Genomic DNA, 24,372 nt, shown 5'->3' on the forward strand with positions numbered 1-24,372 from the left:
GTATTAAAAAGTCACAACATTATTGCAATTTTTCAGTGTGACCATTTAGTGTAATCTTGTAACTTGAATTGGTAAATATCCAGTCATCCCCTAAAAGATAGAACAAGATGGAAAAAATATGAAGATAAGTCCGTTATGGAAACAATTAATTACAGAAAGCATCTTAAAAACCACCATACGTAAACCCAGCCAATTTAACTTACCTCCCAACTCGATACGTTTTGCATTGGAGCAAATGTGTCGTGCCTTTCCAAGCAACAAGGAAGTTGAAATCAGACCACTACGCTTGGCAGGTTTTCGCGCTGAAGAAATCAAACCTCAAAGTGAATCATCGCAACTCATTTTGCACATTCATGGCGGTGCATTCTTTTTGGGCTCACTCAAAACCCATCGTGCCTTTTTAACCCATGTCGCTGCACGTACACAAATGCAGGTGCTTCATGCCGACTATCCACTAGCTCCAGAATCTGTTTATCCTGAAGCCAGCGATGCGATTTTTGATATCTATACCACCTTGTTAGGTCAAGGGATTCAAGCCAAAGATATTATTTTATCGGGCGACTCTTGTGGGGCTAATTTGGCTTTGGCTTTGGCACTTAAAATCCGTGATGAAGGCCTTCCACAAGTTAGTGGTCTGATACTACTATCACCCTTTCTAGATTTGACCCTGACCAGTGAATCCTTACGCTATAACCGTAAACACGATGCATTACTCTCGATTGAAACTTTAGAAGCAGGCATTGACTATTACCTACCTAAATCTATAGATAGCGCAGACCCTGCCATTTCACCCTTGTTTGCAGACTTAACCGGATTACCCCCGATCTTGGTTCAAGTCGGCTCTAAAGAAATTTTATTGGATGATGCGCAGCGCTTTAAAGAAAAAGCGGAACAAGCAGGTGTAGATCTGACCTATAAACTTTACACGGGTATGTGGCATAACTTTCAGATGTTTCATCATTGGTTTGATGAAGGTAAACAGGCCTTGGCCGATCTGGCCGAATTTGCACATCAACTCGATCGGGATTAGATCTTGGTGTTAAAAAGTGATGGGCATAAAAAAGGTCAGCCGAAGCTGACCCAAAAGGAATGTACTATATTTTCAAAAATTACAGCGCTTGCACTTGAGCCAAAGCGCTAGAAATTGCTTTGTCCTTCAACTCTGGTCCCATATTCACGCCTTCAGCACGAATAATTTCGACATCATTCACACCAGTGAAGTTAAATACAGTTTTCAAAAAGCCTTCCTGGAAATCGACTGGGCTATTTTCACCATAAACCCCACCACGGCTACTTGCGATATAAACTTTTTTCTCACCTGCCAAACCGACAGGACCGTTTTCAGTATATTTAAATGTTTTACCGGCTACGCTAATACGGTCAATCCACGCTTTTAAAGTTGAAGTCAAACCGAAGTTGTACATTGCAGCACCGACCACCACGATATCTGCATCCAGATATTGCTGAATAATTTTCTCACCCAGCGCAGTTTGTTCTGCATCTTGCCCCATTAAAATAGCACCTGTTAAATGCGGAATAGGCTGTGCAGCTAAATCTAGATAATCCACAGCTAAATCTGCGTGTTTAGTCTGTAATTGATCAACAATTGCTTTGCTTAATTGGCGTGAAACTGAAGCCTCGCCTAAAATACTTGAATCGATATGTAAAACTTTCATGCTCAAAACCTTAATGTTTATTTATTCAATGAACGCAGTTTAATCGATTAACAAAAATAGAATAATATCCTTATGCACAACACACTGTTTTATATTTAGAACAATAAACATTCGGATAAAATCCATTTTTATACCTAAAAGTACAAAATACAGGCATTACCATTCATAAAAAAACGTGCTATGTTGTGAATTATTAAAAATAAATCAGATCAACTCATCATTAATACATAATTTGAAGATCTAAAGGTCATATCTATCGAATGAAGCAAACCTTTTCACCCAATCTCAGCTCCTCACTCAAAGAGAAAATTGCGAAATATCTGATAGAAGATGAAGTCGTAATGAACTGGAGTGTCCTCAATAAATGCATCCTGATGCTTATTTTAGGAAGTTTGGTGCATGTGATTTGGATTGTCTGGAAAGTTTTTGTCCTTGTTTCACCTAATGTATGGCACTGGGTGAATTTGCCTTTACTTAAGCTCCAGCTTGGACTCAACATCCTCACCTTGATGGTTTTTATTGGGCTGATTTACCCCTGTTCCGTCTGGCGAAAAAAACCTGCAGTACAGCAGTGGTTGCCTCATGTATGTGTGGCCATTTTTGTTATTTCATTATGCCGGGATGGCTATATCGTTGGGGTTCTCAGTCCCGCCACCATGATCTCTTACATCAGTTTGGTGACTGTGGGCCTGGTGCTATTTAAGCGTAAAATTGTTTACTATGCATTGATTCCAGCTACTCTATATTTGGTCTTATGTGGCTATTTAAGCTTACAAGGTCAAATCAGCTACGCACCGATTTTTTATCTACATAGTCTTCCCTATCAAAATATGTTTTGGGTTCTCACGATGATGTATTTCATTGCACCCATTTTGATTACCTGTTTAATTTTATTTGAAATTTTACTCAGCCAATGGCGCCATCGAGAAAAATTAATCCAGCATTTAAGTCAGATTGACCCACTCACCAATGCGCTTAACCGTCGTAGTATTAGCGATTGCCTGGAAAAATTAGAGCGCAAGCCAGACAACTCTTATGCATTGGTGTTAATTGACCTGGATCATTTTAAACGGATTAATGACCAATACGGACACGATAAAGGGGATGAAACCCTGATTAAAGTCAGTGAAGTGCTTTCCCAAATCATTCGTGATAGCGATGTGGTGGGCCGCTTTGGTGGAGAGGAATTTATTCTTATTCTGAATCAATCTTCTTTAGAACAAGCAAAAATTATTGCTGAGCGTTGTCGCCAAGCTATTCAACAGCTAAATTTAATCAGTGATTTGGGTAAAACCATTCAGGTCACCGCCAGTTTTGGGATTTCATTATCGAATACCCAACTTAGACCGCAACAATTGTTAAGCCAAGCAGATAAAGCACTTTATGAAGCAAAAGCGTGTGGCCGTAATCAGGTCAAATGCTATCAAGAAGAATTGTTGAGTGCAGCCAAGCTGTGTTAAAGCGGTTTCTGTTGATACGACTCTAAATAATTCACCCAGGCATCTTCTTGCAATGCTGCATCGATCCAGGCTTGCACTGCAGGATGTTGCAGCATGGTTTGCATATACTGCCGTGTAGACTCACTTACAGGCAGAGCATAAGTCGTTAAGCGCGTCACCACAGGTGCATAAAATGCATCGGCAATCGAAAATTCACCACATAAAAAACCGTTCATATTTGGACGTTCCGACCAGATCTGCTCTATACGTGCCACATCTTGGTGAAGTTCTTCATTTTCCCGCCACAAACGTTTACCTACATCGGCTAAATTGGCGCGAATATTCATGCCGCAGGCATTGCGCAAACTCGAAAATCCGCTGTGCATTTCTGCAGAGATACAGCGCGCACGTGCACGTTGCTTAACATCTTTGGGCCATAAAGCCTGATCTGGATGTTGTTCCGCCAAATATTCACAAATGGCCAAGGAATCCCAGAGCATTAACCCATCATCCACCAACACCGGGACTTTAGCATTGGGATTAATCGCCAAAACATCCTGTTTAAATGTGCCTGTTCCACGCTCTGATGGAAAGGGAATCGTGATTTCTTCAAACGGCAGGTTAAAAGCCTTTAGCACCAACCACGGGCGCATTGACCAGCTGGAATAATTTTTATTGGCAATATATAGCCGATACATAAAATTATTGTCCTGTATGCTTTTGAAACAGGTTGAGCTGTTTCAATAATTCGGCTTCGCTAAATGCACCGGTTAAACGTAAACCACGAATTTCTTGTTGTTTTGAATTTAAGAATAAATACGTGGGTGGACCTAAAATATCCCATTGATTCAGCAATGCCTGATGCGTTGCATCATAGTCACTTAAATCAAGCTTAATCAGAAAATACGGTGCCAAGTCTTGCTGTACTTGTGCTGATTTTAGGACACGATGTTCAATCGGCTGACATGCCACGCACCAATCGGCATAGACATCAATAATAATACCTTGCTCAGATGGTGCACTGGTTAACAACTGTTGAAATTCATCGGCTGTTTTAGCCACATGCCATGTTGCTTGAGTACTGCTTTGTTCCACAAAGAAGCGTTGACTGTGTTGATATTGAGTATAGGCCAGATACGGAACCACCACGAGCAATGCCAAAATATACAGCCACTTAAATGGGGCTGTTTGTCGCATAATTCGAGGGATTAAATAAACAATAAAAATGATGCCTAAGCCCAAACTTAACCATTGTAGCCAAGCTTCAGAAATTAACGGACGAATAAAATACAGTGCCAGAGCCAACATTATAAAGGCAAAGAACACCTTAATCTGGTGCATCCATAGCCCCGCTTTAGGCAGAACCTTGGAACCTAACACACTGGCCAGAAGCAAGGGAGTGCCCATGCCAAAACCCAGTGTGAACAGTAATAATGCCCCTTGCCACTGACTTTGGGTCTGGGAAATAAATAACAACGCCCCTGCTAAAGGTGCAGTCATACACGGTCCAACCAACAGGGCCGAAATCATGCCCATGATGCCTGCACCAATTAAGCTGCCGCCTTTTTGTATCGATTGGGCCTGATCCAGACGATTGACCCAGCCTTGCGGTAATTTAATTTCAAACAGGCCAAATAAATTCAGGGCGAACAAGACAAAGAGCACGCTAAAAGCAATCAGTGTGGAAGGCTGTTGTAACCAGCGCTGGAAATTCAGTCCTGCTGATGAAGCAATTAAACCTAAAATGGCATAAACCATGGCCATGCTACAGACAAAGACTAAAGCGATCATCCAGGCTTTTATGCCTTTACTGTCACGTACGATTAATGAGGTCAAAATCGGTAACATCGGCAAGGAACAAGGCGTGAATGCCAGTAAAATCCCTAAACCAAAAAATAGCAATAAGCTATAAAATAAAGAATTTTCAGCCAGTTTTTCCGACCACATCTGATCTTGAGCAGTATCTAACGCAACTGAAGATTCAACGGGTTCTGAAATCTTTTGTTCAGCTGAAAAAGGTATCTTACCGCTTGTAGTACTATTCGATGACTGAGAAAGATCAAGCAAACGTTTGCTTGATCTGGCCTGATTTTGCAGCAGCACCAAGCCATCGACATCAGTCTGAAACTCGACTGTTTGTGGCGGATAACAAATACGATCTTGGGCACAGCCCTGCCACATCACCCGATAGGTTTTTGATGCTTCGGTTGGAATATTAAATTGGACATTGTGAAAATAAACTTGGGTATGCCCATAGTTTTCATCATACAAATCGGTGGCTTTAGGCAGTTTTAAAGCAAGTTTCTGAGACCCTTGCTGGACTTCAAATTTGTGCTGATATAAATAATAACCTTGGGGAATATTCCAATTCAGCTGTGCTTCATGCTCACGATTGGATTCAACTGAAAAAGAAAAAGCATCTTCTGCAGAGAGCAATTGATCTTGCGCTTGTAAAGTCATTGAAAACAATAAAATGACGCTACAAATAAATCCGCTCACAGCGGAATGAAACAAGAACCCACTATTTTGAAGACACTTTTTCATATGCGTTTATTTTTTTAATTAAAAGAGGAATGAAACACCTAAACCTGACTGGTAGCTTTTATCTTTGCCATTCAAGTCAACACCCACACTGGCATCCATTTGCACGCGGTCATTCAGTGCATAGATAACACCTGAACCCAGTGAATATTCATAATCTTCACTTTCAACCTTGCGATAAACCAGTTCAGAAAAACCTGACCATTTATCCGCAATTTTATATTCAATGGTTGGAACTGCAGTCACAGCCCAATTACTGTTTTGGGCTTCGTAACGCATGGTGATTGAAGTGGTAATCAGATCAGACGCTGCATAAGCTACGGCAGAGCTCAGGCTGTAAATATCATCGTGATTGCTAAAGCCATCATTGCCTGTGGCAAGAATTGCTTCTGCCAAAATGGCCATAGAAAGCTTTTCATCATCCAGATCAATGGCTTTTTTGAGCCCAATGCTGACATCGCCTAAACCATCTTCTTCAACCGACTGACCAGCACGTTTTATTTTGCTCCAGGCCGGACCTTGCCATCCTAATTGTAGCTCTAAGTCTTTGGCCAAACCGGTACGCAATAACATGTCGGCATTTAAAGTCACAGTTTTTTGTTTTTCACCCTCTACCGTTCTTTCATTATAACTAACACTCGGTAAACCTTGTTCCCATGCCAGTTGACCGACTGGGGTAATGCCGGTACCAAAACCTGTCCCTGGACGGTCAAAGGAAAATTCAGCAGCCATAGTGTTCATACTGAAACCTGCCGCAACAATGAAACCTACTATTTTTACTGCTGACATTTTTTTCTCGCTAATTATGTTAATTCTTTGCTCATTTTAGCACCGTGACTACGGAGCAATTCCAAGGTTTGTTTTTCTTCCGCCAAAGCTTCTGACCAGTTAATTTCATCAAAATCACAATCAAAGAATAAATCGCTAATTGAAGATAAAATAGTTAGTCCTTCTTCATCCTTGCTATTTGGATCGACTTTTTCATCGAGTAAGCGTTTCACTGCAGGCACACAGGCAGCGCTGGCAGCATCCCATAATGGACCATACAGTTCTTCGGCATCCCATAAATGTATATTGGCTTTGGCCTGAATAAGCGCTTCTAAAATTTCAATATGTACCGCCAAATTTTGTTGTTTTTCTTGTTCAGATAAGGGTGAACCTGCTTCATAAGCTTCACAAATCTGTTCCCACCATTTAAACAAACCGTCTGACCAGACAGAAATGACAGGACCTTTTTCCGGATCAATAAAATTAGGGTCGAGACCTTCTGCCAAAAGGCGTTGCACTTGAGCAAGATCGAGTTCTTCTATTGCTTGTACAAAGACTTGTTGTTGCGCTGTTAACATGGAGAAAGCTCTCTTTAATCGGTTTTAAACTATTATGCCCAATAAAAGTGGATTTGTTTTGGCTAAATGTATAACGAACATATTTATTATTCATTTTTCTTTTATAATATCTGCACATAAAAAAAGCTCCGAAGAGCTTTTTTTCCTATCTAATCAAGCAGGTTTCTGCCTAATCTTCTAAATCCTGTACACCCTCGGTATCGTTGCTTTCAGCAAATGCCGGCACTGCAGCACGAGGGTCATCTAGTTTCTCAAATAAATGTTCCAGACTGCGTTTTAAGCGGTCAATGGCTCCATGTATGGCAGTATCGATATTATGACCATGATGATTCACCACCACAGGTTTCAACCCTGCTGGACGCGCTTCAATCATGCAGTGAATATCATCTGCGCCACCTTTGGCTGCATTTTCGTCGCTAAAATGAACTGAAAAATGAGTAATACGTTCGCTATGACGTTGGAATGCTGCATTCAGTTCTGCACGAACATAAGTAATTAAACGTTCACTATTTTGAATGTTTTTATCTGTACGGATTTCAATGTTCATATAATTTCATCCTCTTTTATTCACATCTTTTGTGCAAAACTTTTTATCTTGGCACGTTTAAACTTGCTGTAAAAACAGCGCGAAACATCTTCAAATTGGTTTGGAACGAATTCCTCCACATTGAACGATGAACACTTGTGAGTCTGCAGAATCGTGTCCTTATGCTTCGAATATAAGGGTCTAAGCGAAGCATATGCAAGTAGTATTTTGATATTTTTTTAATATACATATAGCAGTTATGTGATTCGACTTTATTTGCCAAGTTATTTGATAAATCTAATATTATTTTTTGTTGATCAAAAGTAACGGCTAAAATCATTTTAGCTTTTTTATCAGCCTATATTTTTTAAGTATCAAAAAGCTGTAGTGTAAATTTAACCTCAAAAATATCTGGGCGAATTACATTATTTTTGAGTCATTGATCAATTTTGGCTTTATTTTTACTTAAGAATCTGTATGCTTTGCTTGCTTCTCGGGGGAGATCTTTTTAATGAAACTTACACAAATTTTTGCAACATGTGCATTGGCTTCAACTGCTGCACTCACTCAAGCTGCACCAGTATGGCAAGATTTCAGCGTGACTGGTCTTTATGGTGAAAACTATAAAGTTGTAGATGATCAGCAAACCACTATGACTGTTGAATATGCAGCCAAAGTTAAATATGCAGATGTATTCTTCTTTGCTGACCGCCTACGCGGTGGTGATGATAACAAATCAACTTATTTTGAATTATCACCTCGTTTAAGCCTGGGTGAAGTAACTGGTCAAAAACTTGCGTTTGGTCCAGTAAAAGACGTTTTAGTTTCAACCACTTGGGAAGCTAATAGTGCTAAAGAAAGTTACAATAACTTTGATAACTTCTTATACGGCGTTGGCTTCGATTTAGATATTCCATATTTCCAATATGCGAGTGTAAATTTCTATCGTGCCAATAATGAACTTCAAAAAGATGACTATCAAATGACGCTTACCTATGGCGTTCCATTTAAATTAGGCTCTGAAGACTTCCTTGTTGATGGTTTCCTTGATTGGTCTACAGCAGAAAAAGATCACAAAAGTGAATTAAACTGGACCACTCAGTGGAAATGGAATGCGGGTAAACACATTTCTCCAGACACACGTTTATACCTCGGTATTGAACATTCAGTTTGGAACAACAAATTCGGTATTCCAAATGCGAATGAAAACAACGTAAGCGCATTGGTTAAATACCACTTCTAATACGTTTTGATCATCTTAAAAAAGCAAGGCTTCGGTCTTGCTTTTTTATTGCCCTAAAATAGAATTATTTCTAAAATAAAAGCTCTATTTATTCATTCGGCATATGCAATGGACTTTCAAATACGTCCCGCTCAAATACAAGATCTAGAACAAATACTGAATATTTATAATGCTGAAATTCTAAATGGAACCGCGACTTGGAATGACAGAGAAAAGTCTTTAGATGATTTTCATCACTGGTTTAAAAATCTCATCACTCAACAATTTCCTTTATTCGTTGCTGAAGATTTAGAGTCTAAACGCATTGCAGGCTACGCTGACTATTCTTTATTTCGCCAAATTCATGGCTTTAAACACACCATTGAACATTCTGTGTTTATTCATCCAGACTTTACAAGACAAGGTTTAGGCAAAGCTTTAATGCTTAAATTGATTGAGCATGCAAAACAGCATCATATTCACGTCATGGTCGCTGCAATTGATCATGCAAATAAAGCATCCATTGTATTGCATGAAAAATTAGGCTTTAAGCAAACTGGTTATATGCCAGAAGTAGGACAAAAATTTGGACAATGGCGTGATTTAGTGTTGATGCAGCTGATACTAGATTAAGTATTAGGTTATTCAATCTTATGAAAGAATGCTTTAAATTTGTTTTTTACTGCTAAACAAATGATGTGTATGTGCTTTAATAATAAAAAATAATTTGAATAAACCATGTTTGGGACATTTAATGGCAAAATTTTTAAATACCAGTGCGACCAATTTCTTTTTGGAAGAACTCATCAAAAATGCAAAAGAGCGGCTCATTTTAATCAGCCCTTATCTGCGTTTAAATGATCGTATTAAAGAATTATTAGAAGACAAAAACCGTTTAAAAATTGATATTCGGATTGTTTATGGAAAAAGTGATTTACATCCGGATGAAATCAAATGGATGCAAAAACTCGATTATGTACGCCTGAGCTTTTGCAAAAACCTACATGCAAAATGCTATATGAATGAATCGGAATGCATTATTTCGAGTTTAAATCTCTATGAATTTAGCCAAGTAAATAACAATGAAATGGGCATTTTGATTCGTAAATATGAAGATGATGAAGTATTCAAAGATGCTTATGAAGAATCTCAGCGCATTATTCGCATCAGCGATGAACTTCGAATCTCATTAGATGAAGTGAAAACAGAGCAAGTTCAAGTTGAAGAAAAAAATGATGAGGACGCTGATAATTTAAGTAAATTAACTTCATCAAAATTAGCAGCAAAACATAAGTTAAAAACTGCTGATTTATTGGATAAGTTTGTCGAAAAAGGATTTTTAACACTCAATGAAAATGGTAAATATCTTCTCACAGAACAAGGCAAAGCCATGGGGGGAGAATTTAGGACCAGCCAATACGGTGGTTATTTTCTGTGGTCAGAAAGTTTAGACATCTAATAAAAAGCCCGCATTCAGCGGGCTTTTCACAAGCAAATCATGAGTAAAAAATTACACCACTAAATCAGCCAGATTACCTTTTTGTTCGAGCCAATCTTTACGATCACCGGCGCGTTTCTTGGCAAGCAACTTATCGAGCAAACCTGCGGTAAATTGCATGTCATCCAAATCGAGCTGCACCAGACGGCGAGTATCCGGATCTAAAGTCGTTTCACGAAGTTGACTGGCATTCATTTCACCCAATCCTTTGAATCGGGTAATTTGCGGTGTTTTAGTCTTGGTTTTTTTCAAAATTGATTCTAATTCATCTTCATCAAGTGCGTAATGGACGTCTTTACCATCGTCAATTCGGAATAATGGCGGCATCGCCACATACAAATGCCCTGCTTCTACCAAGGTCGGGAAATGTTTTACAAACAATGCGCACAATAATGTCGCAATATGCAAACCATCTGAATCGGCATCGGCAAGGATACACACTTTGCCATAACGTAATTCTGAAAGATCGTCGCTGCCTGGATCCACACCAATCGCAATCGCAATATTATGTACTTCCTGAGAAGCCAAAACCTCATCGGATGCCACTTCCCAGGTATTTAAAATTTTCCCGCGAATCGGCATGATTGCCTGAAAATTCTTATCGCGTGCCTGTTTGGCAGAGCCACCCGCAGAATCCCCTTCCACAATAAACAGTTCAGATTCATCCAAACTATGCCCAACGCAATCGGATAATTTCCCCGGCAAAGTTGGCCCGGCAACAATCTTTTTACGTTCAACTTTTTTAGCTGCTTTTAAACGACGACCGGCTTTGGCAATCATGATTTCAGCAATCTGCATGGCGGTATCAGAATTTTGATTCAACCACAGCGCGAATGCATCTTTGGCAATATTCAGCACAATAGCAGAGGCTTCACGACTTGAAAGCCGCTCCTTGGTTTGTCCTGAAAATTGCGGTTCCTGAAATTTTAAAGACAGAATGTAATTCACGCCATCCCAGACATCTTCAGCAGAAAGCTTTAAATTACGCGGCAATAAATTACGCAGTTCACAGAACTCGCGCATCGCATCCGTGACACCTGAACGCAGACCGTTCACATGCGTACCGCCTTGCGCAGTGGGAATCAGGTTGACATAACTTTCCTGAACCTGTTCGCCACCTTCAGCATTCCAGCAAATTGCAAATTCAGCACTGGCGCGCTCTGCTTCACCTGTTGCCACAAAAGCCGGACATGGAATAATGTCGCGGTCTTGCAACTCATCCATCAAATAGTCGACCAGACCATTTTCAAATTGCCATTCAATTTTTTCGTTATTAATTTGGTCAACATACACAATTTGTAAGCCTGCCGCTAAAACTGCTTTGGCTTTTAAATTATGCTTTAATGCTTTTAAGGCAAATTTGGGTGAATCGAAATATTTTACATCTGGCCAGAAATGAACCGTAGTGCCTGAGGCACGCTTGGGTGCTTTACCTTCAAACACCTCAAGTTGTGAAACTGGTTCACCATGCTCAAATGCCATTTTATAGACATTGCCTTGGCGCTGAACTTCAACTTCAACCCTGTTAGACAGCGCATTAACAACAGAAATACCTACCCCATGCAAACCACCTGAAAACTGGTAGTTATCAGTACTGAATTTACCGCCTGCATGCAATTTGGTCAGGATAATTTCAATCCCGCTTTGACCATATTCAGGGTGAATATCGACTGGCATACCGCGACCGTTGTCTTCTACCGACAAAGAACCATCTTTATAGACCGTCACGGTGATTTTGTTGGCATGTCCTGCAAGTGCCTCATCCACAGCGTTATCAATGACTTCCTGTGCCAAATGGTTTGGACGAGTGGTATCGGTATACATCCCCGGACGACGACGGACCGGATCTAAACCAGATAAAACTTCAAGTGATTGAGCCGTATATTGAGACACGTTGTACTGTTTCCTTATTTTATACAATCCGATAAAAACTGTAATGCCATCGGTATTTTGTCTGCGAAATTGTCCATCGCATGCTTGCCATTCGCTTCAGTGATGATCATGGACTGATGTGAAGCATTGCTATAATAACGCTGTGCTTCACGATAATCCAAAACTTCGTCACCTTGTTGTAATAACACTAAAATTTTGTCTGCATCGTGTACAAATGGCAGCGCCATCTGCTGCAGTTGATCAAGTTGTGCATGATCCAGAGTCCATTCGGCATTCACCACATAGGGAATGTGCTCGCTGCCAAATAAATCATGAAACAATTGCCATGGTCGCATGGCAGGGTTAATTAAAACAGCCGGCACGCCATGTTTTGCGACCAGTTGTGTCGCATAAAAGCCCCCCAGACTGCTGCCAATGAGGACCACTTGATCTAAACTTGCAATCATATCCGAAACATAAGCCAAAACCTGTTGGGGTGGCATATTTAAATCAGGCAGATAAACCTGAAAATCGGTCTGCTGACAAAATGCTTTAATCTGTTGCCCTTTTATAGATAAGGCACTACTTTGAAATCCATGTAAATAAATAATGTTCATCGCTTTTTATTTCATATTAATTTAAATGAATCTGATTTATTCTAAAACGACAACCCTATTACCGCTTCGTTTTAATTTGCATTTTACAGGAATTGTCAGACAAAAAAATTACAACTAAAAGTCAATCATCGTTATTGTAAAAGCTGTTCGAGATGAACCCTATAAGATTAAAAGCTAAGAATTTATACCGTGATCTCAACAAAAAATAAAGTGCCTGCGGGACATGGTCAGCAAAAGGATAGGATAAAATGCCAAGTTTAACACCATTGCATGAAACCTATTGTAAATGGGATCGTACCCCACCTAGCCAAGCCGATGTATTAGAAGGTCTGGCTCAATTGGTCACGACCCGTTTAGGGGATGTGGTACAAGACCTTATTCAGGTCATTCAACGCGAAATCATGATCAGCTTGTTTGGCATGAGCGAACAGCGCTCGAAAAAATTACAGCGAATTCCGTATATTGAAAAAATGTACCAGTTCTCCTACGATACTTTGCTCAATTCCGGTCTCTATGTACTGGCACCCAGTCTACGTCAAATTGTTGAAAAATATCCAAAACTCCATGATAGGCCTCTCACACCATTACTGCACTTTTTAGTTGGTGTTCTAAACGGTTTACTGGGGGATTATTTATTAAAATATCAAAACCCGCTTGCCTTACCGATGGTGCTATACGACCATTATGGTGAACTGCAAAAAGGTGATCTATCAGGTCGGGTAGTGATCTTTGTACATGGTTTATGCATGTCCCATTTAAAATGGTCCAAACATCGATATGGCGGCATTGGTGAGAAGCTTTTGGCACAGCGTGACAATAACACCATGCTCTACCTCAACTACAACACCGGGCGTCGTATCTCTGCCAATGGCCGTAGTCTTTCCCATACCTTAGAAGATTTGGTTCGTCGCAACCCGCTGATTACCAGCATTGATTTAATTGGACATAGTATGGGGGGCTTGGTATTACGCAGCGCCTTATTTTATGCCAAACAAAACATGTACCCATGGGTACATCTGACAGAAAATTTGATCTGTTTAGGTTCACCGCATCATGGTGCCGTTTTGGAACGTTTTGGTTTTATCCTGCAGGATAAACTGGGGCATTTCCCCTTTGTGAAAATCATTCGCCATATCGTCAATATTCGCAGTAACGGCATTCTGGATTTACGTTATGGCAGCGTACGTGATGATGATTGGGAACATAATCATGCACGAATTGGCGGTATGGATGACAATCGCAAACCTGCTCCCTTGCCTTCCCATATCAACACCTTTTTTGTTGCTGGCTCAATTGCCTATGAAAATAGAAAAAATCGCCCTTTAAATGTACTGGGTGATTATCTGGTCAGTATTAAAAGTGCTTTAGGCGAACATCCAAATCCACGCTTTCAATTGAAAGTGCCTGAATCCCATAAAGCGATTTTCTATGGCTTAAATCATTTTGAACTTCACTATCACCCCAGTGTGGCTGAACAAATTGTGAAATGGCTTTATCCACCACAAAATGAGCAAGTGAAAGAACAGGTGCATGAATACAGGCTGAAATTGGAAGATTTGTCTGGTATTGCCCTAACTTAAATGGGTAATAAAAAAGCCAACTTAAAGTTGGCTTTTTTATGAAAATCTTTATTTCTTTTTCGCAGCTTTATGCGTTACAAAGGGATATTTACGCAACAATTGCCACAAACTAATCACAGCCAACACCGCAAAGAAAGCCAATGACCACACTGGAAGGGATTGCCCCAAGAAAGTCCAATCCACCTTGGCACATTCGCCCGAACCTGTCAGCACTTGTTCAAACACCGACTTTAATGGCAACGTTTCTACCCAGTAATCTAAGCCTGGACCACAACTTGGCACTTGATCGGGTGGCAAATTTTGCAGCCAAACATGACGTGCTGCCACGCCTGCTGACCAAAGAATACTGATTGAACCCAACAAGGCATAAATACGTTTAACCGCATTTGAACTCGGGTTATGCAAAAAAGCGACCAGAGAAACAATCCCCAACCCAATCAGGCCAATGCGTTGAAACACACACAGAGGACAAGGTTCAAGCCCTTGTACATGCTCCAGATACAGCGCAAACGCCATTCCAATGACGCTGGCTAAAAACAAAAAACCACTCACGAAGCGATAACTCCATTGCATGGTGAATCCTCTTAATTTTATCGATAATCGGCAAGATATTGCTCAAAACTGAGACTGCTATCTTGCTCGAGTTGCTGTTGCTGTTGCAATGACTGCCCCGCTAAATCATCAAAATAAGACAATGTATCCGGGCTTAATTTATGCTGCTCATAGGTCGTTGCATGTTGTTGTGCCATGAAACTACCAAAGCTCCATGTGCCGCCATTTTCTAAAGTATCGGCAATCACTTGGGCAGACAGGGTTTCATCCACTTCATCAATACGTTTCAGCATGACAGTCAATGCGGCTGAATACATGTCTGTACTATAGGTCGCATCCAGTAAATCAGCCAAAGGTTGCATTTCTGTGACCTGAGCACGTGACCAGTCTTCAATGGCATGTTCACCCGTTGCATCAATAATCAATGCATTTGGCGCACGACCACGATTGACCACTTCCGCCTGATTGCGCTCAATCTGTTCTTGTTCTTTATCCAGTAAATCTGGACTCTCTTGTAATAAACAGTGCAGTGCCAAAACTTCTAAAAATGCCGCGGTGTTTTCATCAATCCCGATCGGGCTATATGGATTGACATCAACCGCACGCAATTCGACATAACTTACCCCACGGTTTTCAAGGGCTTGAGATGGCGTCTCTCCGGCTTGAGGCACCTGTTTCGGACGAACCAAGCTGTAGTATTCATTTTCAATTTGCAGTACATGGTCATTGATTTGAATCGGCTCGCCCTGTTCATCGGTTAAACCTAAACGGCTAAACGGTGCATAAGGGGTTTTTACTGCTTTTTTCAAGCCTTCTAAATAGCCAGATAGACTATTGTAGTGAATGCCCAATTGTTTCTGTGCAGAATTCTGATAACCAAAGTTACCCATGCGTAGTGCTGTCGCATAGGGAAGGAATAAAGTTCCTTTTAATAATGGCAATAAATGATGCTCACGCCCGATCATAAAACATTGACACACAGAAGGACTGGCACCCACCAAAAACATCACCAATGGAGTTAAACGAATAAAGTTACGAATTAAACCAAAGTAACGATGACTGCGATAATCCTGTAAATTTAAACTTTTTAAGGCTTCATCGCTTTCATGCTGTTGCAGCGCTTCAAAGACCTGGTCAGGGAAAGATAAATTATAATGTACCCCTGAAATGGTCTGCATGCGACGACCATAACGCACGCCTAAACCACGACGATATAAAGTCTTAAAACGTCCCACATTGGAGGTGCCATATTGGGCTAAACGAATACTGTTTTCGTCATCATCGAGCATGCAGGGCATCGACAATGGCCACAGTTTTTCACCATTTTCCAAATGACGATGGGCAATGGCATGAATATCTTCTAAATAATCTAATGCTTTTTCAATGCTGTCTTGCGGAGGAGTAATAAACTCCATCAAGGCTTCAGAATAGTCCGTGGTGATGTGCGGATGTGTTAAAGCCGACCCGAGTGCTTTTGGATGCGATGCTTGCGACAAAAAACCATTGCTTTGCATACGCAGGCTTTCGCGCTCAATACCGCGCAACATGCCTTTAAACAGCGAAGAATCCACCCAAGCTGGTAATACAACTTGAGCGGTCGATTCGGGTTGACTCATTACAATCTCGCTTATCGGAAGATAACTAATAAAATAAAATCATCAGTTTATATCAGTATAACGTGATTTGGGACTGTCACATTACACCCTGTATAGTTTTCAAGCAAAATGTCGATTTTATTTCTGGCAAATTTTTATCACAAAGTTACTCTATATGACACCTACATTTTGTGATTGTATGGAATAATAAGTGCTAAAGAATTGTAAATATTATGAATTATCGGGATATTTTGGACTTTTGGTTTAACTTGGAAGTACAACCCTTATGGTTTGCAAAAAGTGCTGATTTTGATGCATTAATTAATCAAAAGTTTCGTGATATTCACCACCAAGCCGCACAAGCCGAGCTTTGGTCCTGGCGTAAAACCGCCGAAGGCCGCTTGGCTGAAATTATTGTACTGGACCAGTTTTCGCGTAATTTGTTCCGGGATCAAGCGCAGGCCTTTGCTCAAGATGCTTTAGCGCTGACACTTGCCCAAGAAGCCATTAGCCTGGATTTAGATAAACAATTAAGTCCGGAACAACGTGCGTTTTTATACATGCCCTTTATGCACAGTGAATCGAAATTGATCCACGAATTCGCGTTAAAATTATTTCAACGACTGGGTAATCCAATGAATCTGGATTACGAGAAAATGCATAAAGCCATTATTGACCGTTTCGGGCGCTATCCGCACCGCAATCAAATTTTAGCGCGTCCCTCGACTGCAGAAGAGCTCGAATTTTTAACCCAACCCAACAGCAGTTTCTAAAAATTTATTGTGGCTCCTCCCTCGCACAGTAAATTGTATGGAGGTTTAACATGAAGAACAGCATTATGGGTCTAAGCATGGTAGTGGCAATTGCCCTATCTGGCTGTGCAACAACACCTTCAAAACCACTGACTTTTGACCAATTGGGTCAATTCAGCAATACGCCTTTAAATGCACAATCCTATCGCATCAGTTTCCAGGCCCGTCCCAATATGAGTTTTGGTACAGCGGAAGAAATCACTCTGGTAAAAGCCGCTCAAACCACCGTACAAAACGGATTTCGCTATTTTAAAGTGATGGATGATCCGAGTAATCGTAACCAGCCACCACGCCAGGCTGTGGTCTACTCAAGCCCAATGTACTACCCATACGGATATTATCGCCGTTACCCGGGTTTCTGGCCTGACCCGTTTTATGATATGCCACGCGTGGTCACTATTGACCCGGTACAAGTTTCCTATACCATTGAATGCTATAAAGATCAGAAAAAAGCACCCAGTGATGCCTTCGATGCCTATTTGATTTTACAATCTTTAGGACCCAAATATGGACTCAGTCCGACTGGACAAGTCTTGGCACCGCCATTGCCAGCCAAAACAAAATAACCATGCGCCACACATAAACAGGAATACTGCATGACCACAGCGGAAGCGACCCCAACGCCTAGTTTGCAACGCAGTAAACGCTTTGCCACCATTGCATTAATCATGGCTGTTGTAACATGGTTGGTGCTGATGGTGGTTGCCAAGCTGATTCCTGAATATGTGTGGCTGATTCATATTCTCATGCTCGGTGCTGAAGCCGGTGTCGTGGGTGGCTTAGCGGACTGGTATGCCATTACCGTACTATTTCGCAACCCGTTTGGGAAAATGCCGATTCCTAAATTCATGCTCGATCACACCGAAATTATTCCGCGCAATAAAGCGCGAATAGCCGAGTCGATGGGACGTTTTGTACAAGAAAATTTTTTATCGCCACAAGTGGTCGAGAAAAGTCTACAAAGTACTGATATCAGTCTAGCCATTGGACAATGGCTTGCCAAAGCTGAAAATAACTCTCAAGTCACGCAAGTCATTCAGCAAACTGTGCCGAAAATTTTTGAATTTGTGGGACAGGAACAAATTGGACGCTTTATTCAAAATAATAGCGTGCAATGGGTTCGTAATACCCAAATCAATACCTTAGCCAGTGAAATGCTGCGCGCGGTGCTGGAGAATGACTTCCATCAGGATGTATTACAACGTGGACTCGATTTAGCCCATGAATGGGTGATGTCCCATCCCGAAGAAACCCGTCAACTCACTCGCACATTGTTCAAAGAATTGGGAGTGTGGAAACTGGCCAAAGGCGCAAGCTGGATTGGCATTGATGTACAGCAACGCACCATTGATTCACTGGTTGAACGGGTTGAATCGATGCTTGCCGACCCGCAGCATCCTTGGCGTCAAAAAATTGAAGACATGGGACATCAATTGATGCTGGAACTGGCGGACGATGAAAGTAGTGCCAGTCATCGCTTAAATAGCACCAAGGATGCCTTGCTGGATAGTCCACAAGTGCTGAATTTTATTAGCGGTGCGGTAGTCATTCTCTGTGATGCGATTAAAGCTGACTTACTCAAACCAGATTCAGGCATTGCACAAAACCTAAGAGTTGCCATTCAGCAAGTGGGTGAAAATATCATTTCCAACCCTGCTGTACGTCAGTTACTGAATGACCGTATGAGTGGGATAGCGGTTAATTTAAGTGACCAGTACAGTGAAAAAGTCATTCGTTTTATTAGCGAACGGATTCATGAATGGGATTCACGAGAAATGATCGACAAAATTGAAAATGAAGTCGGTGGCGACTTGCACATGATCCGCGTCAATGGCGTGGTGGTGGGTGCATTTATTGGTTTGGTGCTTGGGATTATTCGCGCCTTGGTGGATTTAATTCTGTAAAAATGTGTGCAAGATAAAGAAAAATGTCTTCTGCACACACACCATATATTAGATAACTTGCATAAATCAAAAAATGTTCAATATTCGATTCTTTAAAACCCGCACTGCCTCAGTTTATTGATTCAGTTTTTATGACTTTGCGTAGGCATTACCTCTACTTTTGAAAGGTCAAAAGTAGACAAAAACCTTTTGTTCCGCCATACACGACATCCTTGTCGTGATGGGGAACGTGTGGCATCCATGCCACACTCTTGAATCCAATGTTTTCTAAAATTTGTTTTTTTATTTTTAGCTTTACGAACGATTTGTATTGATCAAACAAAGACTCATAAAAAAAGTTTACTTTAATGTCTGCTTTACTTCGGTGGATTCACAGCAGACAGATCTACCAGTTTGCCTGTCAATTTACGCACAAAAGGTAGTAGTGTTAATACAATTGGAAAAGCAAAAGCCCAAGAAATCATCCAGTTGTGGAACCATAAATTCATAAAACCGTCGATCCAACCCAGATTACGCAGCATATTAATAAAGGAAATAATGCCACTCATCAGGCAGGATAAAATAAACGGCATCACCACCATGGCCCATTTTGCTGGAAGTTTGGGAATATTGCCGATAATCGTTGGGCGTTCAGGTCGCATATTGTCTGTTCTGTTCATTCCTTTAAGCCCTCCAATATGCCATAAATCATGCTTTTTGGGATCTTTTCCTTGTTTTATCTCCTGCCCCTTTAGGTAGACTGTCGGACAAGATTCATTCAATACAAATGGGTTTACCTAAAGACGGTGAAATTTGCTATATTTACTGTTTTTCCGCGACGTTTATTTTTCGACTGATTATGAATACGGCAATCCAAGCAGCTCTCGATCATGCAGTGCAATCTCTTCAAGCCGAAGGTGTACTCCCATCCGACTTTAATAACAGTGGCAACTTAACGCGAACCAAAGACCGAAGCCACGGCGACTTCGCATCAAACATCGCAATGATGGGTTCTAAAGCTGCAGGCATGAAGCCTCGTGATCTAGCGGAAAAAATCCTCGCCAGTCTTCCTGAAGTTGCCGATATCAGCAAAGCAGAAATTGCGGGTCCTGGCTTTATTAATTTCTTTTTAAATGCCGACCAACGCTTTACTGTCCTTGATCAGATTCAGGCGCAAAAAGATCAATTCGGTCGTACCCAAGCCAATGCTGAAAAACGCATCCAGGTGGAATTCGTTTCAGCTAACCCGACTTCAAGCCTGCACGTAGGTCATGGTCGTGGTGCAGCGTATGGTATGACTGTCGCGAACTTGCTTGAAGCAACGGGTGCAAAAGTTGATCGTGAATATTATGTCAATGATGCCGGCCGTCAAATGGACATCCTCGCAACATCAACATATTTACGTTATTTGGAATTAACCGGTCAAGAATTGGTCTTCCCTAAAAATGCCTATCAAGGTGACTACGTTAAAGAAATTGCACAAAGCATTATCGACAAAGATGGCGATGCTTATGTACGACCTGTTGCTGATGTCTATAAAGATGTACCTGAAGATGTACAATTTGCAGAGGAGCTTGATGCAGATGGCAACAAAGTTGTACTTTCAGGCGATAAAGAAAAACACATCGATGGCTTAATTCATAATTCGCAAAACTTGATTGGCACAGGCTATCGCGTGTTCCATCAAGCGGCATTAAAAGCCATTCTTGATGACATCAAAGATGACCTTGGTGAATTCGGTGTAACTTTCCACCAATGGTTTAGCGAAGCTTCTTTAACTGAAAAAATTGATGAAGCCTTAGAAACTTTAGATCAACGTGGCTTCTTGTACGAACAAGACGGCAACATCTGGTTTAAATCGACTGAATTTGGCGATGAAAAAGACCGTGTCGTCAAACGCCGTAATGGTCAAACCACGTATTTCGCATCTGACATTGCTTACCATTTAAATAAATTACAACGTGGTTATACCGATATCGTGGATATCTGGGGTTCAGACCACCACGGTTATATTGCACGTGTAAAAGCTGCGATTGATGCGCTGGGTTATGACTCTAAAAAATTGACTGTGCTTCTGGTTCAGTTCGTCAGCCTATGGCGTGGCGGTGAGATGGTGCAAATGTCATCTCGTTCAGGTCAGTTCGTCACTTTACGCGACCTTCGCAAAGAAGTCGGCAATGATGCTGCGCGTTTCTATTATGTGATGCGTAAATCTGAACAGCACATTGACTTTGACCTTGACCTTGCTGTGTCACAAAGCAAAGATAATGCGGTGTACTACATTCAATATGCGCATGCACGTATTTGTCGTATGCTTGAAAAAGCAGCGTCTACCGATGTTAATTTTGATGCCGTGAATGCACGTCAATTTGCAGTAAGACTTGATCTTGATGCTGAAACTGAAATTTTAGCGAAACTTGCCGCGTATCCTGAAATTGTGATTCGTGCAGCGAACAGTTTTGAGCCGCATCAAGTAGGGAACTATCTGAAAGAATTGGCAGCATTATTCCATGGTTGGTATAATGAGCATAAAGTACTCAATGATGATGCTGACCTCACGCAAGCACGTTTACTCCTTTCAGTAAATGTACAACAAGTCTTACGTAATGGTTTAGAATTATTAGGCGTATCTGCCCCTACATCCATGTAATTAAAATAAAAGGAAGTCCACGTGTTTGGAAAAACGCAACGCGGTGTATCTGAGCGACCGAATAAGCCTAAAAAGCCATTGATTCCGGCATGGCTTGGAACACTTGTCGTCATTTTAATCGTGCTGAGTTTTGCTGTAGCGTTGATGCTATGGAAACCGTGGGCACCTGTTCAGCCGAAGAATCAGATTAATTCTGAACATTACCAAGAAGACACCAACAAGGACTATCGTTTCTACGATTTATTGCCTCAACAGCAAGTCACGCCTATTCCTGATCAGGCTGTACCTGAAACGAAAAACTCAGAAACTGTGGTGATTGTTGAAGCACCGGAAGAAAAACCGACGATTAATACGGAAGCCACTGAGCCAGGCCTTGAAACCGCTGAAGCTCCTGTTGCCCATCAGCCAAGTTATATTCTTCAAGTTCGTAGCTATTCTGATCCAGATAGTGCCGATGCTCGTCGCGCTGAAATTATTTTGAATGGTCTATCTGCCGATGTGGTTAAATCGGTTGAAAATGGTCAAACCTGGTATCGGGTGATTTCCGGTCCTTATGATTCTGCTGATGCCGCACTGATTGCACAGCAAACTTTACAGCGCAGCGGAATTGATTCTATTGTGGTGAAACGCTAAGTTGAATTCGTAAAAAAGCGCCTCAAATGAGGCGCTTTTTTATAGCTTAAATTCCCTCTCCTGCTAGGAGAGGGTTAGGGAGAGGTAATACTTAAAAGCCCCTCCACCTAACCTCCTCCCATAGGGAGGAGGAATATTATTAAACCGTATGCCCCAAAGCTTCACCCATTACTACAGTTGAATTGGCTTTGAATGCTGCATCCCACTGCATTTTATCTTGTTCAAATAAAATCACGGCGGTAGAACCCAAATAGAAACGCCCTAGCTCTGCACCTTTTTCAAGGAACAGGTTGTGCTGGTTGAGTTCCAGACGACCTGTTGGTTTCACCTTACCTGTCGCAACTGTTTCAATACCCGCAACAATCATGGCACCGACTAAAACCACAGCCATACGACCGAGTTCAGTATCAAACAAACACACCATACGTTCATTACGTGCAAATAAACCCGGAATATTTTCCGCAGTCGTCTGATTCACCGAGAACAATTCGCCGGGCACATATAAAGTTTCAGTCAGAGTTCCCGCAAAAGGCATATGCACGCGGTGATAATCTTTAGGTGATAAATACACGGTTGCGAACTGACCATTTTTAAACGGTTCAGCCAGTTGTGGATCGGCAATCAGTTTTTCCACCGAAAAGCTTTGACCTTTAGCCTGAAAAATATCGCCATCTTCAATTTTGCCTAATTGTGAAATTGCACCATCCGCAGGTGAAACCACACTGTTAGGATCAGCATCAATCGCACGTACACCCTCTTTCAATGAACGGGTAAAGAATTCATTGAACGATTTATATTTCAATGCATCGCCTTGTTCAGCAATCGACATATCAATACCGTATTGGGCTTTAAAAGCCTGAATGACGGTATTTTTAACAATCGGGTTTTCACTGGCTGCGAGTTTCCCCACCACACGTGATAATTGGTGTTGTGGCACAACACGTTGTGCTTGAATAAATAATTGTTTTTTTAAACGTGATGCGAAACTCAAGACGGTAACTCTCCGGTAATAATCGGACTGTCGAGGCGGTTGCCCCATTCACTCCACGCACCATCATAAGCCTGAATATTCCAACCGAGTAATCGACCCAAGATATAAGCTAAACCTGAACGGTGATGTGACTGACAATAGACCACCACAGGTTCGTTTAAATTGAATCCCAATTGTTCCAAGCGTTGTTGAGTGCGTTCTAAGGGTTGTAATTTTAAATGATTTTCACGATTAAGGGCAGTACTCCATTCAAAATGTCGGGCATTTGGAATGTGACCGCCGCGTCGCGCTGCGAGTCGAAGTCCTGTGTATTCATCTTCAGTGCGGCAATCCCACACTTGAGTTTTATTGTTTTGAACTTTTTCAAGAAGTTGTGGGTATTCAATACGGTATTGATCAATTTGAGCTTGGTTAATTCCAACCAAATTGTCAACAGGGGCTAATTTTTCGACCTCTGAAGAAGTTGGAAAACCCGCAGCCAACCAGGCATGAATACCACCATTCAGCAAACTGGTATTTTCAAAACCAAGGCAATGCAAATTCCAGATCAGACGTCCTGCCCATGCACCACCTTCATCGTCATAGGCCACCACGTGATGGTCTGGAGAAATATTTAAATATTCAATCAGTGCTTTCAAGCCATCAATATCGGGAAGCAAACCTGAAGCTTGTTCTTCTTGACGAACCAGCTGCTTAGGCTTGACATGAATCGCATGCGGAATATGCAATTGATCATAAACAGAACTACGGCTTAAATCGACAATACGTAATTTCTCATTACCCAGATGTGGCAAGAGTTCTTCTGCTTCAATGAGCAGACCAAAATTAAATGCAGAAACAGTCATACTTTTTCGAGTTTTATTTAGATCAACATTAATGATCTTAGCACAACTCATTTTCACTATTATGCTGATTTTTTGCATTCTTTTAGCAAAAAAT

24 protein-coding genes are annotated in these 24,372 nt (G+C 41.2%); 11 read left to right on the forward strand and 13 right to left on the reverse strand.

All coding sequences use genetic code 11. The annotated features are described in order from the left end of the window. Positions 1–118 precede the first annotated feature (118 nt). Positions 119–1,030 carry an alpha/beta hydrolase gene (locus HLH14_RS03355; protein WP_171532679.1) on the forward strand — a complete coding sequence of 304 codons (912 nt, stop codon included), beginning with the start codon at positions 119–121 and terminating at the stop codon, positions 1,028–1,030. A 79-nt stretch (positions 1,031–1,109) separates the two neighbouring features. On the opposite strand, the gene HLH14_RS03360 is transcribed toward HLH14_RS03355, so the two are convergent. Further along, complete coding sequence (locus tag HLH14_RS03360) at positions 1,110–1,676, reverse strand: FMN-dependent NADH-azoreductase (RefSeq protein WP_171532680.1); 567 nt, start codon at positions 1,674–1,676, stop codon at positions 1,110–1,112. A 260-nt stretch (positions 1,677–1,936) separates the two neighbouring features. Between HLH14_RS03360 and HLH14_RS03365 the strand changes: the two genes are divergently transcribed. Continuing rightward, positions 1,937–3,136: a GGDEF domain-containing protein gene (locus HLH14_RS03365; RefSeq protein WP_171532681.1), complete on the forward strand. Its 1,200-nt coding sequence runs from the start codon at positions 1,937–1,939 to the stop codon at positions 3,134–3,136. Here the strand turns inward: HLH14_RS03365 and HLH14_RS03370 are convergent. From HLH14_RS03370 to HLH14_RS03390, 5 genes are all read right to left on the reverse strand, one after another. Further along, the gene (locus HLH14_RS03370) at positions 3,133–3,813 is read right to left on the reverse strand and encodes a glutathione S-transferase family protein (RefSeq protein ID WP_171532682.1); all 681 of its coding nucleotides are present in this window, start codon (positions 3,811–3,813) and stop codon (positions 3,133–3,135) included. The genes HLH14_RS03365 and HLH14_RS03370 overlap by 4 nt on opposite strands. 4 nt (positions 3,814–3,817) lie before the next feature. Next, positions 3,818–5,659 carry a protein-disulfide reductase DsbD gene (dsbD, locus tag HLH14_RS03375; protein ID WP_171532683.1) on the reverse strand — a complete coding sequence of 614 codons (1,842 nt, stop codon included), beginning with the start codon at positions 5,657–5,659 and terminating at the stop codon, positions 3,818–3,820. Between the two features lie 18 nt (positions 5,660–5,677). After that, positions 5,678–6,445 carry a transporter gene (locus tag HLH14_RS03380; RefSeq protein ID WP_171532684.1) on the reverse strand — a complete coding sequence of 256 codons (768 nt, stop codon included), beginning with the start codon at positions 6,443–6,445 and terminating at the stop codon, positions 5,678–5,680. Positions 6,446–6,459: 14 nt separating this feature from the next. Next, a complete protein-coding gene (locus HLH14_RS03385; protein WP_171532685.1) occupies positions 6,460–7,002 on the reverse strand; it encodes an ankyrin repeat domain-containing protein in 543 nt (180 codons plus the stop codon). A 169-nt stretch (positions 7,003–7,171) separates the two neighbouring features. Beyond that, on the reverse strand, positions 7,172–7,549 hold the full coding sequence (locus HLH14_RS03390) for an HPF/RaiA family ribosome-associated protein (protein ID WP_171532686.1): 378 nt from the start codon (positions 7,547–7,549) through the stop codon (positions 7,172–7,174). A gap of 490 nt (positions 7,550–8,039) precedes the next feature. Between HLH14_RS03390 and HLH14_RS03395 the strand changes: the two genes are divergently transcribed. The 3 genes from HLH14_RS03395 (at position 8,040) to HLH14_RS03405 (ending at position 10,209) form a co-directional block, all read left to right on the forward strand. Then, positions 8,040–8,771, forward strand: coding sequence for an outer membrane protein OmpK (locus HLH14_RS03395; RefSeq protein ID WP_171532687.1), 732 nt, complete (start codon positions 8,040–8,042; stop codon positions 8,769–8,771). A gap of 108 nt (positions 8,772–8,879) precedes the next feature. After that, positions 8,880–9,383, forward strand: coding sequence for a GNAT family N-acetyltransferase (locus tag HLH14_RS03400; RefSeq protein WP_171532688.1), 504 nt, complete (start codon positions 8,880–8,882; stop codon positions 9,381–9,383). A 121-nt stretch (positions 9,384–9,504) separates the two neighbouring features. Beyond that, positions 9,505–10,209, forward strand: coding sequence for a phospholipase D family protein (locus HLH14_RS03405; protein ID WP_171532689.1), 705 nt, complete (start codon positions 9,505–9,507; stop codon positions 10,207–10,209). 51 nt (positions 10,210–10,260) lie between these two features. Here the strand turns inward: HLH14_RS03405 and parE are convergent, their stop codons facing one another. Continuing rightward, positions 10,261–12,141: a DNA topoisomerase IV subunit B gene (parE, locus tag HLH14_RS03410; RefSeq protein ID WP_131272214.1), complete on the reverse strand. Its 1,881-nt coding sequence runs from the start codon at positions 12,139–12,141 to the stop codon at positions 10,261–10,263. Between the two features lie 14 nt (positions 12,142–12,155). Continuing rightward, positions 12,156–12,737 carry a YqiA/YcfP family alpha/beta fold hydrolase gene (locus HLH14_RS03415; protein ID WP_131272215.1) on the reverse strand — a complete coding sequence of 194 codons (582 nt, stop codon included), beginning with the start codon at positions 12,735–12,737 and terminating at the stop codon, positions 12,156–12,158. A gap of 248 nt (positions 12,738–12,985) precedes the next feature. Between HLH14_RS03415 and HLH14_RS03420 the strand changes: the two genes are divergently transcribed. Beyond that, on the forward strand, positions 12,986–14,317 hold the full coding sequence (locus tag HLH14_RS03420) for a PGAP1-like alpha/beta domain-containing protein (protein WP_086193783.1): 1,332 nt from the start codon (positions 12,986–12,988) through the stop codon (positions 14,315–14,317). 48 nt (positions 14,318–14,365) lie between these two features. On the opposite strand, the gene HLH14_RS03425 is transcribed toward HLH14_RS03420, so the two are convergent. Continuing rightward, complete coding sequence (locus HLH14_RS03425) at positions 14,366–14,890, reverse strand: disulfide bond formation protein B (protein WP_171532690.1); 525 nt, start codon at positions 14,888–14,890, stop codon at positions 14,366–14,368. 17 nt (positions 14,891–14,907) lie between these two features. Continuing rightward, the gene (gshA, locus tag HLH14_RS03430) at positions 14,908–16,485 is read right to left on the reverse strand and encodes a glutamate--cysteine ligase (RefSeq protein WP_171532691.1); all 1,578 of its coding nucleotides are present in this window, start codon (positions 16,483–16,485) and stop codon (positions 14,908–14,910) included. A 212-nt stretch (positions 16,486–16,697) separates the two neighbouring features. Here gshA and HLH14_RS03435 point away from each other — a divergent pair, with 212 nt between their 5' ends. Genes HLH14_RS03435 through HLH14_RS03445 form a run of 3 tightly spaced genes read left to right on the forward strand, consistent with a single transcriptional unit; the run spans position 16,698 to position 19,180 of the window. Further along, positions 16,698–17,237 (forward strand): DUF924 family protein, encoded by a 540-nt coding sequence (locus HLH14_RS03435; RefSeq protein ID WP_171532692.1) that lies wholly within the window; start codon positions 16,698–16,700, stop codon positions 17,235–17,237. Positions 17,238–17,287: 50 nt separating this feature from the next. Then, complete coding sequence (locus tag HLH14_RS03440; protein WP_171532693.1) at positions 17,288–17,842, forward strand: CC0125/CC1285 family lipoprotein; 555 nt, start codon at positions 17,288–17,290, stop codon at positions 17,840–17,842. A 30-nt stretch (positions 17,843–17,872) separates the two neighbouring features. Continuing rightward, positions 17,873–19,180, forward strand: coding sequence for a DUF445 domain-containing protein (locus HLH14_RS03445; RefSeq protein ID WP_171532694.1), 1,308 nt, complete (start codon positions 17,873–17,875; stop codon positions 19,178–19,180). Between the two features lie 356 nt (positions 19,181–19,536). Here the strand turns inward: HLH14_RS03445 and HLH14_RS03450 are convergent, their stop codons facing one another. Beyond that, positions 19,537–19,821, reverse strand: coding sequence for a DUF2798 domain-containing protein (locus HLH14_RS03450; RefSeq protein ID WP_131272070.1), 285 nt, complete (start codon positions 19,819–19,821; stop codon positions 19,537–19,539). Positions 19,822–20,018: 197 nt separating this feature from the next. On the opposite strand from HLH14_RS03450, the gene argS reads away from it, so the two are divergent. Together argS and HLH14_RS03460 are read left to right on the forward strand one after the other, a co-directional pair. Continuing rightward, positions 20,019–21,809 carry an arginine--tRNA ligase gene (gene argS / locus HLH14_RS03455; protein ID WP_131272063.1) on the forward strand — a complete coding sequence of 597 codons (1,791 nt, stop codon included), beginning with the start codon at positions 20,019–20,021 and terminating at the stop codon, positions 21,807–21,809. Between the two features lie 21 nt (positions 21,810–21,830). Continuing rightward, entirely contained in the window at positions 21,831–22,442 is a 612-nt protein-coding gene (locus tag HLH14_RS03460; protein ID WP_131272062.1) for an SPOR domain-containing protein, read from the forward strand. Positions 22,443–22,581: 139 nt separating this feature from the next. On the opposite strand, the gene asd is transcribed toward HLH14_RS03460, so the two are convergent. Together asd and HLH14_RS03470 are read right to left on the reverse strand one after the other, a co-directional pair. Then, positions 22,582–23,433, reverse strand: a complete 852-nt coding sequence (gene asd, locus HLH14_RS03465) for an archaetidylserine decarboxylase (protein WP_131272061.1) — start codon at positions 23,431–23,433, stop codon at positions 22,582–22,584. Continuing rightward, on the reverse strand, positions 23,430–24,278 hold the full coding sequence (locus HLH14_RS03470) for a sulfurtransferase (protein WP_131272060.1): 849 nt from the start codon (positions 24,276–24,278) through the stop codon (positions 23,430–23,432). Before HLH14_RS03470 ends, asd begins: the two co-directional genes overlap by 4 nt. Positions 24,279–24,372 lie beyond the last annotated feature (94 nt).

It is taken from the genome of Acinetobacter terrae (assembly GCF_013004375.1).
Taxonomy (GTDB): Bacteria; Pseudomonadota; Gammaproteobacteria; order Pseudomonadales; family Moraxellaceae; genus Acinetobacter; species Acinetobacter terrae.

What these genes read in the sequence shown, in the direction of transcription:
- HLH14_RS03385 (WP_171532685.1), bottom strand. Translation starts at nt 7,002, where the DNA reads ATGTTAACAGCGCAACAACAAGTCTTTGTACAAGCAATAGAAGAACTC.
- HLH14_RS03400 (WP_171532688.1), top strand. Translation starts at nt 8,880, where the DNA reads ATGGACTTTCAAATACGTCCCGCTCAAATACAAGATCTAGAACAAATA.
- HLH14_RS03355 (WP_171532679.1), top strand. Translation starts at nt 119, where the DNA reads ATGAAGATAAGTCCGTTATGGAAACAATTAATTACAGAAAGCATCTTA.
- HLH14_RS03415 (WP_131272215.1), bottom strand. Translation starts at nt 12,737, where the DNA reads ATGAACATTATTTATTTACATGGATTTCAAAGTAGTGCCTTATCTATA.
- HLH14_RS03370 (WP_171532682.1), bottom strand. Translation starts at nt 3,813, where the DNA reads ATGTATCGGCTATATATTGCCAATAAAAATTATTCCAGCTGGTCAATG.
- gshA (WP_171532691.1), bottom strand. Translation starts at nt 16,485, where the DNA reads ATGAGTCAACCCGAATCGACCGCTCAAGTTGTATTACCAGCTTGGGTG.
- HLH14_RS03360 (WP_171532680.1), bottom strand. Translation starts at nt 1,676, where the DNA reads ATGAAAGTTTTACATATCGATTCAAGTATTTTAGGCGAGGCTTCAGTT.
- dsbD (WP_171532683.1), bottom strand. Translation starts at nt 5,659, where the DNA reads ATGAAAAAGTGTCTTCAAAATAGTGGGTTCTTGTTTCATTCCGCTGTG.
- argS (WP_131272063.1), top strand. Translation starts at nt 20,019, where the DNA reads ATGAATACGGCAATCCAAGCAGCTCTCGATCATGCAGTGCAATCTCTT.
- HLH14_RS03470 (WP_131272060.1), bottom strand. Translation starts at nt 24,278, where the DNA reads ATGACTGTTTCTGCATTTAATTTTGGTCTGCTCATTGAAGCAGAAGAA.
- HLH14_RS03445 (WP_171532694.1), top strand. Translation starts at nt 17,873, where the DNA reads ATGACCACAGCGGAAGCGACCCCAACGCCTAGTTTGCAACGCAGTAAA.
- HLH14_RS03420 (WP_086193783.1), top strand. Translation starts at nt 12,986, where the DNA reads ATGCCAAGTTTAACACCATTGCATGAAACCTATTGTAAATGGGATCGT.
- HLH14_RS03405 (WP_171532689.1), top strand. Translation starts at nt 9,505, where the DNA reads ATGGCAAAATTTTTAAATACCAGTGCGACCAATTTCTTTTTGGAAGAA.
- HLH14_RS03450 (WP_131272070.1), bottom strand. Translation starts at nt 19,821, where the DNA reads ATGCGACCTGAACGCCCAACGATTATCGGCAATATTCCCAAACTTCCA.
- HLH14_RS03425 (WP_171532690.1), bottom strand. Translation starts at nt 14,890, where the DNA reads ATGCAATGGAGTTATCGCTTCGTGAGTGGTTTTTTGTTTTTAGCCAGC.
- HLH14_RS03390 (WP_171532686.1), bottom strand. Translation starts at nt 7,549, where the DNA reads ATGAACATTGAAATCCGTACAGATAAAAACATTCAAAATAGTGAACGT.
- HLH14_RS03440 (WP_171532693.1), top strand. Translation starts at nt 17,288, where the DNA reads ATGAAGAACAGCATTATGGGTCTAAGCATGGTAGTGGCAATTGCCCTA.
- HLH14_RS03365 (WP_171532681.1), top strand. Translation starts at nt 1,937, where the DNA reads ATGAAGCAAACCTTTTCACCCAATCTCAGCTCCTCACTCAAAGAGAAA.
- HLH14_RS03435 (WP_171532692.1), top strand. Translation starts at nt 16,698, where the DNA reads ATGAATTATCGGGATATTTTGGACTTTTGGTTTAACTTGGAAGTACAA.
- HLH14_RS03380 (WP_171532684.1), bottom strand. Translation starts at nt 6,445, where the DNA reads ATGTCAGCAGTAAAAATAGTAGGTTTCATTGTTGCGGCAGGTTTCAGT.
- HLH14_RS03395 (WP_171532687.1), top strand. Translation starts at nt 8,040, where the DNA reads ATGAAACTTACACAAATTTTTGCAACATGTGCATTGGCTTCAACTGCT.